The 16,158-nt window shown below is 62.7% G+C and carries 19 protein-coding genes and 1 pseudogene; 12 read left to right on the top strand and 8 right to left on the bottom strand.

All coding sequences use genetic code 11. The annotated features are described in order from the left end of the window. Positions 1–6 precede the first annotated feature (6 nt). From ATE48_RS16430 to ATE48_RS19875, 10 genes are read left to right on the top strand one after another with little or no spacing between them, the layout of a single operon-like run. Positions 7–915, top strand: a complete 909-nt coding sequence (locus tag ATE48_RS16430; protein WP_066773401.1) for a heme o synthase — start codon at positions 7–9, stop codon at positions 913–915. Then, entirely contained in the window at positions 915–1,085 is a 171-nt protein-coding gene (locus tag ATE48_RS20120; protein ID WP_228126666.1) for a hypothetical protein, read from the top strand. The genes ATE48_RS16430 and ATE48_RS20120 overlap by 1 nt, the downstream gene beginning before the upstream one ends. After that, positions 1,082–1,660 (top strand): cytochrome c oxidase assembly protein, encoded by a 579-nt coding sequence (locus ATE48_RS16435; protein ID WP_066773404.1) that lies wholly within the window; start codon positions 1,082–1,084, stop codon positions 1,658–1,660. The genes ATE48_RS20120 and ATE48_RS16435 overlap by 4 nt, the downstream gene beginning before the upstream one ends. A 19-nt stretch (positions 1,661–1,679) precedes the next feature. Then, positions 1,680–2,579 carry a cytochrome c oxidase subunit 3 gene (locus ATE48_RS16440; protein WP_066773407.1) on the top strand — a complete coding sequence of 300 codons (900 nt, stop codon included), beginning with the start codon at positions 1,680–1,682 and terminating at the stop codon, positions 2,577–2,579. Between the two features lie 35 nt (positions 2,580–2,614). Then, complete coding sequence (locus ATE48_RS16445) at positions 2,615–2,947, top strand: DUF983 domain-containing protein (protein ID WP_066773409.1); 333 nt, start codon at positions 2,615–2,617, stop codon at positions 2,945–2,947. Next, the gene (locus ATE48_RS16450) at positions 2,944–3,636 is read left to right on the top strand and encodes an SURF1 family cytochrome oxidase biogenesis protein (protein ID WP_066773411.1); all 693 of its coding nucleotides are present in this window, start codon (positions 2,944–2,946) and stop codon (positions 3,634–3,636) included. Before ATE48_RS16445 ends, ATE48_RS16450 begins: the two co-directional genes overlap by 4 nt. Continuing rightward, positions 3,636–5,054 carry a threonine synthase gene (gene thrC / locus ATE48_RS16455; protein ID WP_066773414.1) on the top strand — a complete coding sequence of 473 codons (1,419 nt, stop codon included), beginning with the start codon at positions 3,636–3,638 and terminating at the stop codon, positions 5,052–5,054. The genes ATE48_RS16450 and thrC overlap by 1 nt, the downstream gene beginning before the upstream one ends. Next, positions 5,045–6,298, top strand: coding sequence for a M16 family metallopeptidase (locus ATE48_RS16460; RefSeq protein ID WP_156767828.1), 1,254 nt, complete (start codon positions 5,045–5,047; stop codon positions 6,296–6,298). Before thrC ends, ATE48_RS16460 begins: the two co-directional genes overlap by 10 nt. Before the next feature lie 6 nt (positions 6,299–6,304). Next, positions 6,305–6,880 (top strand): GNAT family N-acetyltransferase, encoded by a 576-nt coding sequence (locus ATE48_RS16465; protein WP_066773420.1) that lies wholly within the window; start codon positions 6,305–6,307, stop codon positions 6,878–6,880. Between the two features lie 8 nt (positions 6,881–6,888). Beyond that, positions 6,889–7,059: a hypothetical protein gene (locus tag ATE48_RS19875; protein ID WP_156767829.1), complete on the top strand. Its 171-nt coding sequence runs from the start codon at positions 6,889–6,891 to the stop codon at positions 7,057–7,059. Positions 7,060–7,073: 14 nt separating this feature from the next. Here the strand turns inward: ATE48_RS19875 and nadC are convergent, their stop codons facing one another. The 4 genes from nadC to nadA form a co-directional block, all read right to left on the bottom strand. Beyond that, positions 7,074–7,919, bottom strand: coding sequence for a carboxylating nicotinate-nucleotide diphosphorylase (gene nadC / locus ATE48_RS16470; RefSeq protein WP_066773422.1), 846 nt, complete (start codon positions 7,917–7,919; stop codon positions 7,074–7,076). After that, positions 7,900–9,387, bottom strand: a complete 1,488-nt coding sequence (locus ATE48_RS16475; RefSeq protein ID WP_066773424.1) for an L-aspartate oxidase — start codon at positions 9,385–9,387, stop codon at positions 7,900–7,902. The genes nadC and ATE48_RS16475 overlap by 20 nt, the downstream gene beginning before the upstream one ends. A 61-nt stretch (positions 9,388–9,448) precedes the next feature. Then, positions 9,449–9,877 (bottom strand): hypothetical protein, encoded by a 429-nt coding sequence (locus ATE48_RS16480; protein ID WP_066773426.1) that lies wholly within the window; start codon positions 9,875–9,877, stop codon positions 9,449–9,451. Positions 9,878–9,935: 58 nt separating this feature from the next. Beyond that, positions 9,936–11,096: a quinolinate synthase NadA gene (gene nadA, locus ATE48_RS16485; RefSeq protein WP_066773429.1), complete on the bottom strand. Its 1,161-nt coding sequence runs from the start codon at positions 11,094–11,096 to the stop codon at positions 9,936–9,938. A gap of 212 nt (positions 11,097–11,308) precedes the next feature. Between nadA and mltA the strand changes: the two genes are divergently transcribed. Together mltA and ATE48_RS16495 are read left to right on the top strand one after the other, a co-directional pair. Next, positions 11,309–12,502 carry a murein transglycosylase A gene (gene mltA / locus ATE48_RS16490; RefSeq protein ID WP_228126667.1) on the top strand — a complete coding sequence of 398 codons (1,194 nt, stop codon included), beginning with the start codon at positions 11,309–11,311 and terminating at the stop codon, positions 12,500–12,502. 347 nt (positions 12,503–12,849) lie between these two features. Further along, positions 12,850–13,668: a M23 family metallopeptidase gene (locus ATE48_RS16495; protein ID WP_066773435.1), complete on the top strand. Its 819-nt coding sequence runs from the start codon at positions 12,850–12,852 to the stop codon at positions 13,666–13,668. Here the strand turns inward: ATE48_RS16495 and ATE48_RS16500 are convergent. The 4 genes and pseudogenes from ATE48_RS16500 to ATE48_RS16515 all read right to left on the bottom strand — a co-directional run. After that, a pseudogene (locus ATE48_RS16500) lies at positions 13,661–14,002 on the bottom strand (nuclear transport factor 2 family protein); the annotation flags it as partial. The gene ATE48_RS16495 and the pseudogene ATE48_RS16500 overlap by 8 nt on opposite strands. 120 nt (positions 14,003–14,122) lie before the next feature. Beyond that, positions 14,123–14,605, bottom strand: coding sequence for a CreA family protein (locus tag ATE48_RS16505; protein ID WP_228126668.1), 483 nt, complete (start codon positions 14,603–14,605; stop codon positions 14,123–14,125). A gap of 53 nt (positions 14,606–14,658) precedes the next feature. Further along, a complete protein-coding gene (locus tag ATE48_RS16510; RefSeq protein ID WP_066773442.1) occupies positions 14,659–15,636 on the bottom strand; it encodes an NUDIX hydrolase in 978 nt (325 codons plus the stop codon). Beyond that, positions 15,633–16,157, bottom strand: coding sequence for a tyrosine phosphatase family protein (locus ATE48_RS16515; protein ID WP_066773445.1), 525 nt, complete (start codon positions 16,155–16,157; stop codon positions 15,633–15,635). Before ATE48_RS16515 ends, ATE48_RS16510 begins: the two co-directional genes overlap by 4 nt. Position 16,158 lies beyond the last annotated feature (1 nt).

Consider the following 16,158-nt stretch of genomic DNA (forward strand, 5'->3'; position numbering starts at 1 on the left):
AGTGACGTGGCCGACGTCAGCTTCACGCAAGAGCGACCAGCAAGCGCGAGCGACTACGTTGCGCTGCTGAAGCCGCGCGTGATGAGCCTGGTGGTTTTCACAGGTCTCGTTGGCTATGTCGCCGCGCCGGGCCCAAACGACCTGGTGCTGGGCTTTGCGGCGATCCTTGCGATCGCCGTTGCCGCCGGCGCTTCGGGCGCGCTCAACATGTGGTTCGACAGCGATATCGACGCTGTGATGAGCCGTACGCGTCTGCGTCCTATCCCGGCTGGCCGTGTGCCGCGCGAAGAAGCGCTGATGCTGGGGCTGACGCTCTCGGTGCTCAGCGTCGTGACGATGCAGTTAGCTGCGGGTGAGCTCGCAGCAGGCCTGCTGGCTTTCACGATCTTCTTCTACGCGGTCGTTTACACGATGTGGCTGAAGCGCTCGACGCCGCAGAACATCGTCATCGGCGGACTCGCCGGGGCGTTGCCGCCAGCGATCGCCTGGGCCGCAAAGACGGGCTCGCTCACGATCGATCCGGTGTTGATGGTCGCGATCATATTCTTCTGGACGCCGCCGCACTTCTGGGCGCTCTCACTGCTTCAAAAGAATGACTACGCCGCCGCGAAGGTGCCGATGCTGCCGGTGACCCACGGCGCAAAGGCGACCCGCTTGCAAATTTTTGCGTATTCGCTGCTGTTGGCGCCGCTCGCAGTTGCGCCGGTGTTCACTGGGCTTGGCGGCTTGGTCTATGGCTCTATCGCTGTTGTCGGCGGCGCTTTCTTTGTCTTCCTGGCGATGCGCGTACTTACGTCGCGTGCCGGTGAGGGCGTGCCCGCGGAAGATAAGCGCGCGCGCGATCTCTTTGGCTTCTCGATCCTTTATCTCTTCGCGCTGTTTGCCGCGATCCTCGCTGAACGGGGGCTTGGCTGATGAGCGTTGGAAACGATCTGCCGCAGTCGGTCACGCTCTCGGCTGAAGAGCTGAAGGCGCGCAGCCGGCGCAATCTCTGGATCGCACTTTCGATCGGCGCGTTCGTTTTGCTCGTGTTCTTGATCACCATGGTGAAGGTCGAGGACGGCATCGTGGCGGGGACGTCATGACGCCGGAAAAGAAACGCCTTCGCCGCACCGCGCTCATCGCTGGCGCTGTTGTGCTTGGCATGACCGGCATGGCCTTCGCTGCCGTGCCGATCTACGACGCTTTCTGCAAGGTCACCGGCTATGGCGGCACGACCCAGGAAGCCGAGGCCGCGCCGACGCAAATTCTCGATCGTCGTATCGAAGTGCGCTTCGACGCCAACACCTCGCCCGACTTGCCGGTCGTGTTCGCGCCCAAGCAGACATCTGAAACGCTGCGCATCGGCGAAACTGGGCTTGCCTTTTATCGCGTCCGCAACACCTCTGACGAGCCCGTGGTGGCGCGTGCGACCTACAACGTCACGCCCCATGTCGCTGGCCAATACTTCGCCAAGCTGGAATGCTTCTGCTTTACGGATCGCGTGATCGCGCCGGGGCAGGAGGCAGACCTGCCGGTCGTGTTCTTCGTTGATCCGGAAATCGTGTCAGACCCAGACACGGTCGACATCAACACGCTAACCCTATCTTACACCTTCTTCCGCTCCACTTCGCCTGAAGCTCAGGCGCTGCTGGAATCGGCTGAAGGCCAACCGAGCTAAAGACGGCTGAGGAATCGACATGGCGCACGGCGGCGACGTCAAACACGACTATCACTTGGTCAATCCGAGCCCGTGGCCCTTCGTGGCCTCGGTTGGCGCGCTTGTCGCCGCTATCGGCGCGGTGGTGCTTATGCGCGGCCTCGCTGCTGAGGGCTTGCTCTCCAAGGGGCAATGGTACCTCTTCGGCGCCGGCTCGATCATTCTGATCTTCACCTGCTTCGGCTGGTGGGGCGACGTCATCAAGGAAAGCCGCCAGGGCGATCACACGCCAGTCGTTGATATTGGCCTGCGTTACGGAATGATCCTCTTCATCGCTTCGGAGGTCATGTTCTTCGTCGCTTGGTTCTGGATGTTCTTCGAGCTTGCGATTTTCCACGGCCATCGCGCCGATTGGATGGTGCCGACATGGGACGAAGCCACCGCTGCCGCTTGGGCCAACTGGCCGCCGCCGCACGTTGAAACCTTCGATCCGTTCCACCTGCCGCTGATGAACACGCTTATCCTGCTGCTCTCAGGCACGACGGTGACATGGGCTCACCACGCTCTGCAGCAGGGCGATCGCAAAGGCGCGCGCAACGGCCTGATCTTGACGGTGCTGCTTGGCTGCTTGTTCAGCTACATTCAATTCGCTGTTGAGTATCCAGAAGCGGGCTTTGCATTCGGGAACCAAGGCGATGTGACGAACGCAAACGTTTATGGCGCGTCGTTCTTCATGGCGACGGGCTTCCACGGCTTCCACGTCGTGATCGGCACGATCTTCCTGACCGTCTGCCTACTGCGTTTGCTCGCTGGCCAAATGTCGCCGCAAAAGCACTTCGGTTTTGAAGCCGCTGCTTGGTATTGGCACTTCGTTGACGTGGTGTGGCTCTTCCTCTTCACCTTCGTCTACGTGATGCCGTACCTGACGATGCAGAATTGAGCGATCCGCGGCCCTCACCCTGGGCCGCGGGGCTCATGCTGCGCTGTCCGCAGTGCGGCAAGGGCGGTGTGTTCAGCGGCTACCTGCAGTTTTGCGACACCTGCGCCGTTTGCGGCGCGGATTTCAAAGCCGCTGACGCTGGCGATGGCCCGGCGGTGTTCGTGATCTTGATTGTCGGCGCCATCGTCGCGCCGTTGCTGATCTTCCTGCAGGTGGGATTGGACCTGCCGGACACGCTGGCCCTTGGCATCACGTTAGTCAGCGCCGTTGCGCTCTGCGTAGCGTTTTTGCCGCCGTTCAAGGCCACGCTGTTTGCGCTGCAATGGAAGCATAAGGCGCGCGAAGCGACGCACGAGGACGTGGAATGATCCGCTTCAAACCGCTTCCGCTTATGTCGCTGCTCTCGATCATCGCCTTCGCGGTGCTGATCTCGTTCGGTCGTTGGCAGTGGGAAAAGTACGAACAAAAAAGCGCGGCCGCCGAAGAGCCGGTCGCGGAAATGACGATAGCGAGTTATCAGCCCGTCGAAGGCGGCATCCAGTTCGTGTTCGGCGTTCGCCCCGATACGCACGAGCAGGGGTGGCGCGTTTTCGCGCCGGTTCAGGAAGGCGATAGCATCGTTTTCGTCGATAGCGATTTTGTTGTGGGTCGCGATTCACCCAACCCGGCGGAAATTCGCGTGCCTGCCGCGATGCGTTTTGGCGCGCCGGTCAGCGGCGCATCCGTGCGTCCGGAAGATCCAGGTCCATTCGCGGCGCCTCCGCGTCCGCTTGAGCGGCGCTGGTACGCTGTCGATCTGCCGGCGATGGGGCGTAACGCCGGACTGGAAAACGTCGCCGATTATTACATCGCCGCCGCTTATGTCGGCACGGATGGGCGCGCCGCCGCGAACCCGTTTGCACTGGCGTCCGGCGCCGATGCGCTGCCGCCGGCGCGCCACCTGGGCTATGCGCTGACCTGGTACGGCCTCGCGATCGTTCTCCTGGCCATCTATTTCGCGTACCATGTCAGCGTCGGGCGCCTTACACTTCAGCGCGCGCGTCCGCGCGAGGATTGATGCGTTACATCTCAACGCGAGGCCAAGCGCCGCCCGTTTCATTCTTGGATGCCGTGCTCGCCGGTATGGCGCCGGATGGTGGACTTTATGTGCCGGAGAGTTGGCCCAAACTCGAAACCAAATTGGCGACATCGCACTACGCCACCGCGCCATCGCGCCTCATTGATCTACTCTCGGGTGACGAAGTCGATTGCGACGAGGGCGGCAGCGTCCCGCTGACGAATGAGGCGTATATCGCCGTTCCTTGCGGTCCCGACGATAAATCCTGGCGTCCGAAATGGCCGGAGGCCGTGACACCATTGCGCCAGATCGGCCCGGGGCAGTGGTCGCTGGAGCTGTTTCACGGCCCGTCGCTGTCGTTCAAGGACGTGGCGATGCAATTGATTGGGCCGCTTTACGATTATGCGCTTGAGCGCCGAGGCCGCCGTTCGACTGTGGTTTGCGCGACTTCTGGCGATACGGGGGGCGCTGCGGTCGAAGCGCTCAAAAATCGAGAGCGTATTGATCTTTTCGTATTGACGCCCAAAGGGCGCGTGTCGGACGTGCAGCGCCGCTTCATGACGACCTCTGGTGCGTCGAATGTGAGCGCGATCGAAGTGGATGGCGACTTCGATGCGTGCCAGGCTATCGTCAAAGCGTTGTTTGCCGATGCCGATTTCGCAACGCGCGCAGCGTTGTCGGCGGTCAACTCAATCAACTGGGCGCGGATCGTCGCGCAGTCGGCTTACTTCCACACCAGTGCGCAAATTCTCGCCGCAGGCGGGCCGGTGAGCTTTGTTGTTCCTACGGGCAATTTTGGCGACGCCTACTCTGGGTGGGTCGCCAAACGGATGTGTGCGCCCATCAATCGCATTGTGCTTGCCACCAACGAGAATGACATCCTCGCCCGCGCGCTCACGGGCGGGCGCTATGAACGCGGCGCTTCGAGGGCGACGCTATCGCCGGCGATGGACATTCAGGTCGCCTCCAACTTCGAGCGTATTGTCTTCGAAGCGGTGGGGCGTGATGCGGATCTTGTGCGCGCGCTCTATGCGAACCTCGCACAAACAGGCGGGTTCGATATCCCGATGCAGGCGCTAGCCTGGCTCCGCGAGACATTTGACGCCGTTGCGGTCACCGATGCCCAAACACTCGGCGAAATGCGCAGCGCTTGGACCTACGAAGGCGAGACCCTGTGCCCGCATACTGCGGTTGGGCGCGCGGCGCGTGTAGCGGGCGGAGGCGCGCCACGCGTATTCCTCGCGACCGCACACCCCGCGAAATTCCCGGACACCGTAGAGCGCGCTACCGGTGTTCGTCCGGAACTACCGATCAAATGCGCCGACTTGTTCCAGCGCAGCGAAAAATTTGACTCTCTTCCCGCCGACGCCGAAGCGGTGAAGCAATATATCCGCGAACGGAGTCGCGCTTGGAATTAGAGCTTGTCCGCCTTCCGAACGGGGTGCGCATTGCGCTGGACCCTATGCCGGGGCTTGGCACGGCTGCGCTCGGCGTGTGGCAGCGTGTGGGCGCGCGTTGGGAGCCCGAAGAACTCAATGGGATCGCACATCTTTTTGAACACATGGCGTTCAAGGGCGCAGGCACGCGCGATGCGCGCAAGTTTGCCGAAGACACCGAGAACGCAGGCTGCGTGATGAACGCCGCCACCGGCTATGAGCGCACGGCCTACTATGCGCGCTGCCTTGCTGAACAAGCACCGTTCGCACTCGACCTCATCTCCGACATTCTATTCGAGCCGCATTGGCTTCCCGAGGATCTGGAGAAGGAAAAGGGCGTGGTCGCCCAGGAGCGTGGCGAAGCCTTCGACGCGCCCGATGACCGGGTGTTCGAACTTCACCAAGAGGCGCTCTATCGAGGCCAAGCTCTCGGTCGGCCGATCCTCGGCACTGATGAGGCGTTGAAGAATGTCAGCGTCGAAACGCTGATCAATTTTCGCAGCGCCCACATGACGCCGGATCGCGTTATCGTCAGCATCGCGGGCGCTTTCGATCGCGATGTGATCATAGAGACGGCGACGCGCCGCTTTGGCGGCCTCGCCAATAAGCCGGCGCAACAAAGCGCGCCGGCGCGCGCGTTGGCCGGTTCTGCGAGCGAGACACGTAAGCTTGAGCAAACGCACCTCGTGTTCTCTTGGCCGGGCCCGTCATCGAGCGATGAGCGCATTTATGCGGCGCGGCTGCTCTCCGAGATATTTGGTGGCGGCATGTCTTCACGGCTCTTCCAGGAAGTTCGCGAGACGCGTGGTCTTGTCTACGCCATCGATTCCGCCCTCGACACGCTGGAGGACGATGGACGCATTAGCGTTTACGCCGGTTGTTCTGCCGACAACGCGCGCGAAGTCGCCGAGATCGTTCGCGATCAGCTTGAGCTGATGGCCGCCAAGGGACCGACAGAGGCTGAACTCACGCGCGCCAAGGCGGTCTCGCGCGCCTCGATGCTGATGGGCGTGGAAGCGCCAAGCGCCCGTGCCGAAGCGCGCGTCAGCCAGCTCTTCCTGCGTGACAAGCTCTCGGACTTTTCCGAGATCCGCGCGCGCATGGACGCCGTGACGTGTGAGCAAATCCAAGCTGTCGCGGCCAAGGCGCTGGAGGGGCCAGCATGCGCGGCTGCAATTGGCCCAAAGGCAGGGCATGGCGCCCTTGCGGCATTTGAGGCAAAATGAGCCGTCATGGCTTTGATGCGTAAGGACAATGATGGCATGCGTCGCGTCGACGGGGAGGGCGTCTATGTGCGCGCGCCCGAACTGCGCGATTACCAGGAATGGGCCGACGTCCGCGAAGCGAGCCGTAATTTCCTGACGCCGTGGGAGCCCACTTGGGCGCAGGATGAAACCTCGCGCGGTTCGTATCGCTACAAGCTACGCCGCTACACCGAAGATGCGCGCGATGACAAAGCGCACGCGCTGTTCGTGTTTCGCGAGGACGATGACGCACTGGTTGGCGGCGTCACGCTTTCCAACATTCGCCGCGGCGTCGCACAAACGGCGTCGCTCGGCTACTGGGCTGGCCAAATGCACACCGGCAAGGGCTACATCACCGCTGCTGTCCGTGCTGTCGTTCATTACGCGTTCGAGGATCTGGACTTGCATCGGGTGGAGGCGGCCTGTCAGCCGGACAACGTCCCGTCGCGGCGCGTGCTCGAAAAGTGCGCCTTCACTCAAGAGGGCATGGCGCGCGCGTACTTGAAGATCAACGGCGCCTGGCGCGATCACTTGCTGTTTGGGATTATCAATAGCGGCGTTTGAGGCAATGCATGCGCATTTCGCCGGAGCTGAAGATCGGGATCGTCGGCGGCCTTAGCGCCGTTGTTTGCATCGTGACGATGAATGCTGTCGGCAACGACGTTCTGAGTTTTGTTGCGGTCTTTGGCGCGGCCGTCGCAACCTTCGCCGTGTCGAGTTGGCGGCTCGGGCGTCTCAATTAAAGCCCGGAGTAACGCTAGAGCGCGTCCAGACCCACATCCAGCGAGCGCGCCGAGTGAGTCAGTGCGCCGATACTAATCACGTCCACGCCGGTTTCTGCTACGGCGGCCACGTTCTCGATGGTGATCCCGCCTGACGCTTCGAGCAGAACTTGGCCATCGACCATTTTCACGGCGGCGCGCATATCTGCTTGCGAGAAGTTGTCGATCAGGATCGCGCTCGGGCCATAGGGCAGCGCCTCACGCAGCTGTTCAAGATTGTCGACTTCAATTTCGATGCACATCAGGTGCGAAACCGCGTCGCGGGCGCGCTCCAGCGCCAGAGCCACCGAGCCAGCCGCAGCGATGTGATTGTCTTTGATCAGGATCGCGTCATCCAAGCCGAACCGATGCGCGCCGCCGCCGCCTAGGCGCACAGCACGCTTCTCAAGGGCGCGCATTCCTGGCGTCGTTTTTCGCGTTGAGGCGATGATCGCGTTCGTGCCTTCCACCGCATCGACGTAAACGCTGGTCAGCGTCGCGATCCCGCAGAGCCGGCCGACGAAGTTGAGCATTGTGCGCTCGGCCATGAGCATCGAGCGCGCTGCGCCTTCGATCTCCATGATCGTGTCGCCTGTTTTCACGCGCGCGCCATCAGGCGCGCGGATTGTGAAGATGAGATCGGGGTCGATCATTGCGCCGGCAAGAATTGCCGCATCCACGCCTGCGACCACGCCAGCTTCGCGCGCGCGCAACGCCCACCGGCCTTGCGTCTCCGGATCGATCAGCGCATCGGTCGTGACATCGCCCGCCACGCCGAGGTCCTCAGCGAGCGCGAGCTTCACGATCGGCTCGATCACGACGTCAGGAAGCGGCGGCAGCATTGGGCGTACCTGAGACGCCACGCCACGTGACGAAGGTGCGTTGCGGTGTCGCGACATCGGGATAATCGCTCCTGTAGTGCGCGCCGCGACTCTCGGTTCGAGCGAGCGCGGCGCTGAGTATGAGGTGTGCTGCGACAAGCGCATTGGCTTGGCCATGGCTTTCGCCGAGCGCGTGAACGTCGGCGAGGGCGCGTTCGAGTCCGGCGCCGTCTCTGACGACGTTCGCGTGCGCTTCCATAATCCGGCGAAGGTCAGCGCGAGGCTCGTCAGCGAGTGTTGGCGGCGCGGTTGCGGGCCCCGGCGCGAGGGCGTGTTCTGCAGCGTCATCGCGCAATCTCGCCGCGATTCGGTGCGCGAAGACCACGGCTTCGAGCAACGAGTTGGACGCTAGACGATTGGCCCCGTGCGCGCCGGTTGAGGCGCACTCACCGACTGCCCAAAGTCCTTCGACGGAGGTTCGGCCCCAAATATCAGTAGCTACACCGCCCATGTGATAGTGCGCGGCTGGTGCGATCGGGATCGGCGCTTCGCGGGGGTCGAGGCCTGCGCTCATGCAGGCTGCAAAAACTGTGGGGAAGTGCGCCGGGAACTTTGAGCCGACAGCTTCGCGCGCGTCGAGAAAAGCGCCGCGGCCGGCTTGGCGCTCAAGATGGATAGCGCGCGCGACGACATCGCGCGGCGCAAGGTCCGCGACGAACGCCTCGCCTTTGCCGTTGATCACGTGAGCGCCTTCACCGCGCAGCGCCTCCGTCGCCAAAGGCGCAGGATCGCGGCCAATGTCGATCGCCGTTGGATGGAATTGCACGAACTCCGGATCGGCAATCAGTGCGCCCACCCGCGCCGCCATCGCGAAGCCCTGACCTTGTGCTTCGGTCGGGTTGGTCGTGACCGCATAAAGGCCACCCGCGCCGCCGGTCGCGAGGATAACGTCGCTTGCGAGGAAGGCCTCTTCGTTGTCGCAAAGCACGCCGCAAACGCGGCCATTCGCGTCACGCAAGAGCGCGCGCGCTCGCTTGCGTTCAACAATCTCGATGTGCGGCGCCGCGCGCGCAGCTGCGATCAGCGCGTCCATGATTGCTTTGCCGGCAAGGTCGCCCGAAACCCGAACAACGCGCGGGCGCGAATGCGCCGCTTCCAAACTCTGCGCGAGCGCGCCATCCGGCGTGCGATCGAATGGAACGCCGAGCGAGATGAGATCGCGAACGCGATCGGGGCCCTCGCGGGCGATCAGCGATGCTACGGCTGGATCAACCAGTCCCGCGCCAGCGGCGACTGTATCGTCTGCGTGCAGCTTCGGGTCATCGCCTGGCGCGAGTGCGGCGGCGAGGCCGCCCTGCGCCCATGCGGAGGATGAAGCTTGTCCAAGCGGGGCTTGGCTCAGCACGACGCAGCGCCGCGGCGCAAGTTTCAGCGCAAGGAAAAGGCCTGCGAGGCCGGCGCCGACGATGAGGATGGAGGCGGATTTCACGTTCCACCTCTTCCTTGCCCCGCACTCCGCCGCTGCCCGAGGGAGAGGGGCGGTGATCGCGTTATCTCAAACGAGAGAACGTCACTTGGCTCGACGTGTTCGAACTCAGCACGCCAACGAGTTGATCCGTTTCGCCTTGCTGCAGCACGAAATTGTCGGCCTCGTAGCCTTCGAGCGGCTCGGCCATTTGGCAGCTGATCGTGAACTGCCCATCTGAATTCTCGCCCGTGCAGGCTTGGCGCGCCGTGAGGAACGCGCTCTCGCCTGTTTCGCGATTGACCAGCCGTTCGTTCGAGATCAGCCGGATTGTGTAGCGCCCGCCGCGTGCGCGCGAGATCACCGCCGCGCCGCTCATGATCGCGCCGACCTGCTCTGTGCCATACGAACTGGTTTGGAAGGCCCATGTGCCCTCGAAAGCGTCGCGCGATTGCGCGCTCGCCGACGTAATGCACGTCGCCATAGCCGCAGCCGCAATCAGAAATGCACGCATGGATCGCTCCTCTTTCGGAGAGCGTGTTGGGCGGCGAAAGGGGCGGCAATTGGGCGGCTTAGACGAGTTCTACCGCAACAGGCGCGCGGCCCGTCGCAAAAGCGCGGGGTTTCTCTTTCGGCAGATCGAGCATGCGCTGGATAGCCTGCTTGGCGCGCGCACGGACATCTTCCGGGATCGTCACTTCGTGCTTCATTTCCGCCAGCGCATCGTAGATGCCTTCAAGCGTGATGCGCTTCATGTGCGGGCAAAGGTTGCATGGGCGAACGAAATCGACGTCAGGCGCCGCTTGCGCAACGTTGTCGCTCATTGAGCATTCGGTGAGCAGCACCACTTTAGCGGGACGCTTCTCGATGACATAATCTTGCAGCGCCGCCGTAGAGCCCGCGAAGTCGGACGCGGCCATCACTTCAGGGGGACACTCAGGGTGTGCGAGCACGACGACGCCGGGGTGGGCTTCGCGTAGCTCGGCAATGTCTTCGGCCGTGAAGCGTTCATGGACTTCACAACGCCCATGCCACGAGATGATGTGAATGCCGGTCTGTGTCGCGACGTTCTTGGCCAGGTATTCGTCCGGCAGCAGGATAACGCGATCGGTTTTCCACTCGCGCGCTGCCCATTCCACGACCGCGGCGGCGTTGGAGGAGGTGCAGCACACGTCGCTTTCAGCTTTCACATCGGCCGATGTATTGACGTACGTGACGACCGGGACGCCCGGGTAACGCTGCTTGATCAGCCGCACGTCCGCGCCGGTGATTGACGCCGCAAGCGAGCAGCCGGCGCGCATGTCCGGGATCAGCACCGTCTTTTCCGGCGCGAGTATCTTCGATGTCTCGGCCATGAAGTGCACGCCGGCTTGGACGATGATTTCCGCATCAGTCTCTGCGGCTTCGCGCGCCAGCTGGAGAGAGTCGCCGCGGAAATCGCCAACGCAGTGGAAGATCTCCGAGGTCATGTAATTGTGCGCGAGGATGACCGCGTTCTTGGCGCGCTTCATCTTGTTGATAGCGCTGATCAAGGGGGCGTAAGCGGGCCACTCGACCGCCGGAATGACGTGCTTCACGCGCTCGTAAAGCGGCGCGGTCTCGGCGGCGACTTCGGCTGTGTAGGCGAGGCCCCGGCGGGCTGCGGCGTCGAGCGCGCCCCAAGTGCCGTGGACGGCGCGGGGATCACAGCCGCCCTCAGAAGAGGTGAGAGGGGCGTCAATAATGCGGGCCATGGTCGGCCTCCTGCGCCCCGAATGGGCGGCTTATGCTCAGTTGGAGCATATATAGGGCGCGCAAGCTGGCCGAGAAGGCCCCGGCCACACCCTTATGCTACAAATGAGCATAACTGATTTGCGACATTAGCCCTGGGGATTCTCCCATGCAAGCGAAAGGCGACTTTCCCGCCTTTCGCGCGTTAGAAGCGTCGCCAATCGGGAGGACTCCAATGCGCCGTGTTCTGACGCTTATCGCGACCGCCTCTGTGCTTTCGGCCTGCGCGAGCTCTGAGCGGCCTGGTCCGAGCGTTGGCCCAATGCAGCCTGAAACGGCGGTGGCGTTCTCGCTGCAGCCTGGCGCGTTTAACGATATCCCCGATTGGACAACCGTCGATCTTGCTCCGGCGTTGCTCGCTTTCCGCCGCGCCTGCGACGGGCGCCGTCAGCGCGATCCGAGCGCGGCGCTCCCAGGCGGCGGCCAATATGGCGGCACGGTTGCGGACTGGCAGCCTGCGTGCGCAGCTGCGCAAAGCGTGGCGCCTGGCTCTGAACGCGCATTCTTCGAAGCGAATTTCATTCCCAATCTCGTGCGCGGTCCCGGCGAAGCCCGCATCACGGCGTACTACGAGCCGATCATAGAGGCGCGCCGCTTTCCTGACGCTGTCTATTCAGCGCCGCTGGTGCGCAAGCCCGGCGACATGGTGACGGTGGATATCGCTGCCTTCGCCGAAGCTTATGACAATGAAGCACTGCGCGGTGCGCCGCGCGCGCTGACTGGGCAACTTAACGGCGCACAAGTGCGGCCTTATCCCAAACGCGAAGAAATCAATCCATCTACCGATCAAGTGTTCGCATGGGCGCATCCGGTAGACGTCTACAATCTTCAGATCCAAGGTTCCGGCCGCATCGCATTTCCCGATGGCACACAAGCGCGGGCCGCGTTTGCTGCACAGAACGGCTATCGCTGGCGCTCAGCGTTAGGCGCATTGCGCGATAGCGGCCAATTGCAGGGTGGCGCGACGTGGCAGAATTTCCGCGCGTGGAGCGATCGCAATGGCGCCGACGCAACGCGCCAGGCGCTCAATGCGGACCCGTCCTTCGTTTTCTTTCAGGAAGAAGGCATCGACGATCCCGCGGCAGGTCCGCGCGGTGCTGCGGGCGTGCCGCTGACGCCAATGGGTTCGATCGCGGTCGATCCCGCCTTCCATCCCTATGGCGCTGTCGTCTTCGTTGACGCGCAATATGACGGCCAACCGTTCCGCCATCTCTTTGTCGCGCAAGATACGGGCGGCGCAATTCGTCGTGGGCCACAACGCGGGGATGTGTTCTTTGGCTCTGGCGCCGATGCCGGGCGCGGCGCCGAGCGCATGAACTCACCAGCGCGCTGGTGGACGCTCATTCCCCGCAGCGTGCCGACGTCCTAACGATGCAGGCGCGATGGAAGTATGTCTGTTGCGGTGATGATGCCGGACATGGAGGTCTTGAAACTTTCGATCCGTCGATTATCCGTGTCCCGTACGTCGAGACCGAGGGCATTGCCCGCAATCGACTGATTTCTGCTGGTTTTGCGACCCTTCACGGCGAATGTTACGGCCATTCTACGCCTCTTGGGATTTCAAGCCGCCCGCATCAGGACGCGGCATTGCTCCGTGCGCGAATAGGCTAGCTGCGCTAGGTGGTTCTGCAGCTATGCTCGTTCAGCTAGCATTCAGGCGCGACTGCAAAGGTGCGCGTGGGGGGGGGGGGAGTGCGATCGAGATGGGCGGGAACCATGCGACGTATCGCTTTTAGTTTGGCGGCCGCCGCAGCTCTTACGGGCTGCGCGACCGCGGCCAACCCGCCGTATGCGCGACCGGTGACCACAACCATCTCTCCGCCGATTTCGAGTGCGGCGAACATTTACACCAACGCACCGCGTGCGCCGCTCCATAGCGAACTCTTTGCTTGCCACTCCTATGGTTCGAACCTCGGCCTGATCGGTCAACGCGGTGAAGCGACGAACTACACGCCGTACGTCGAAACACCCGCAGGGTCGTTGTTGCGCAATCCAACGGAAGTTGGGTGTCTCTCGTCAGGCTTCGGCTATCGCGGCACGGCGACGGGTGGCGGACGCCAACACAACGGCATCGATCTCGCCAATCGCGAGGGCGGCTTCATCTATGCTGCCGGCAACGGACGCGTAGTCACGGCCGACTATCGCGGTGGCTACGGCAATTTCATCGAGATCGATCACGGCAACGGCGTGCACACGCGATACGCGCATTTGGTGGAGATCGATCCAAATCTTCGTCCCGGCATGAGCATCGCCGAAGGTACGCCAATGGGGCGCATGGGCATGACCGGCAACGCGACCGGCGTGCACCTGCATTATGAGATTGCGATCGATGGCTTGCTTGTCGATCCGATCAATTATGGCGTGCCGCAGCCGTATCAAACGACGCCGGTTGCGCAGACTTACCAGCAACCGGTTCCGATTGAGGCGCCGCAAGTCATAGAGCTCGAAGAGCCCGCGATGGAGCAACCGATCCCGCCGCCATTGCAAAGCTATCCCGAGCCGGTGCGGCTACAACGGCCGGACGGCTTCAACTAGGCGCCGGCGCACGCGTCGATTGACCATATACGACGCGCCATTCGCCATCCCGCAGCGCCCAGATGTCGATGTATCGGATGGTGACGTTGATTGGCGTTCCGCCTTCGCTCCATGAGAGCGTAACAGCGCCGCCCAGTGCAGCGCCATCGCTCCAAATGTGCTCGACGGGCTCAGTGATGGTGACAGGCGCGCGGGCGAAGCCATCGGCGCTCCAGAACGCAACGAGATCGGCTTTGTTCTGGCGTGCGCCATCGCTGCCGACGAGGACGTACTCGTCCGCGGTCAATCTTTGCAACGGCTCGGCGTCGCCCGCGATTTGAGCCTCCTCGTAGCGTTGCGCGGCCGAGCGATGCGCGAGTGTCTAGCGGAGTTGAGGGCGCTTCATCGCTGCACGCCATGACAAGCAGAGCAGGCAGAAGCGCCATCAGGATTCGCATCGTGTAACTCCGCTCGCTCAGCGCGCCGTGGCGATCTCCGCCTCGGTTAGGGGCACGCTTGAAATGTCCATCTTCGCGGACCCTTCAACCAGTTCGCGCGAGTGCGAAACATAGAGGATCGTGCGGTTCTGAAGATCGAGAATGCGGCGGATGGCGGTGTTCTTGAAGAACAGGCTGGTGCGTTGATTGAAAATCTCCTCGCCCGAACGTGAGGACTCAATGCCCGCGAGGTTGATGGGGCCAATGCGTTGGCATGACACCGCCGAGTTGGACGGGTTCTCGAACCAATTGCCCTGACGAATGCGGTCCAGCATCGAGCGGTCGAAGTATGCAACGTGGCAAACGACACCGGGGATATCCGGATCCGGAAGCGCCTCCACCATGATCTCGTTGCCGAGCAAATCGTTCGAGAATTCGCCAACCTGAGTGTCGCGATCTCCGCACGCCGCGAGCGCGCACGCCATCACAGCGGCAAGCGCCGCCTTAAGCTTCAAAGACAAAGGAACCTCCTGTGCAGCCAACACGGGGATGCGCCGGCGTGAAAATTGTTCCGTCACTCGCCGCGCGGTGCGGGGACATGGACGCCGCCAACTGGCCGTTCGTTCAGCGTGTCCAAGCGTGCGCGAAAGAGTTCGGCGGGGCGGCCACCCGCGCTTGTATCGACTTGGCCTGTACCTTCGACCAGCCCGGTGCGGTCGAGGAGGCGGCGGAAATTTTGCTTGTGAAGCTCAAGGCCCGCTATGGCTTCGACGACGCGCTGCAGGTGCAGCAAGGTGAATTGCGCTGGCGCCAGTTCGAAAACGACTGGCCGGTATTTGATTTTTGCACGCAGGCGCCCGATTGCCGTGGCGAGGATGCGTCTGTGGTCGGATGCCATCGGCTCTCCCAGACCAGCTTCGCTTTGCATGGTGACGGCTGGCTTGCCATCGAAACGGGCGCGGTCGCGCTCGGCTTCTGGCGCTAGCCCTGCTTCGTAGAGAAGCTCATAGCGCTCGAGCGAGCGTTCCTCGTTCCAGACCGCGCCATCAAGTGCGAACGCCAAACGCACGCGCGCGCGCCGTTGCGAGACAGATTCGGCGTCTTTAGTCGCTTGGGCCCAATCTTTCAGACGTGGGGCGATGATTTCATCGATCACACCAGGCCGCCCGCCGCGCCAGTCCTCCCACGGGAAGAAATCGTACCAGGAGCGCCAGCGCGCCGCTGCGCGATCAAGCACGGCCCGCGATGGTGTAAGCGCGAGATACGAAATCGAGATGACCCGCTCCGAGCCGGCGCTTTCTGCAATCGGCATTTCTCGGCCGCGATCGCCAAACGTGTAGAGTTGTTCGGCATAGCCAATGTTGAAGCCCGTCTGCTCCTTCACCCAACCACGTAGCGAAAGCTCTAGTGTCCGGTCGCCGGCCGGATCGAACGGACCGAATGGCAGTCCCGCGGCGTCGCCGCCATCTTTCGTGACGACGACATAGGGCGCATCCTCGGTGATGGCGACGATGACAGCCGACAGACCAATGATGACGCGCGCTTCGCTCATGCCGCGAACTGTGACGTGAGCTGGAACGGTTCGGCTTCCTTGATGTCGGGCCAGCGCGGATAGCCCCGGCCGATCGCCTCGATGGCCGCATTCATCCGGCCATTGCGCTGAAGCGCTGCGTCGGCGAGGGCGATGAAACGACGGTTTGGCGTCGCCGTTGGTGAGGCCTCACGCAATGCTCGGGCGATTGCGTGCTCATCCGCATGCGGATTGTGGACACATGCGGTGATGTAGGCGGTTGCGGTTGAGCGGCTGATCCCCGCCCAGCAATGGATCAGGATTGGCGCGTTCCGATCCCAACCGCGTACGAATTCAAGGATGCGTCCCATACGCGTGTCGCAGCAGGCGTCGAGGCCGTCGGCCTCAACTTCGATGTCGTGGACATCGAGTTGGAGGTGATGGTCGCCAAGTCCGAGAACGGGAAAAGCTGTGTCGCGATCGAGGAGCGAAACGGCGCGTGAGGGCGCGCGCTGTTTGGTAATCTCTGGCGCGCGGGACAGGGGGCAAACGATGATGGTCATG

The sequence above is a fragment of the Candidatus Viadribacter manganicus genome (assembly GCF_001679665.1).
Taxonomy (GTDB): Bacteria; Pseudomonadota; Alphaproteobacteria; order Caulobacterales; family Aquidulcibacteraceae; genus Vitreimonas; species Vitreimonas manganica.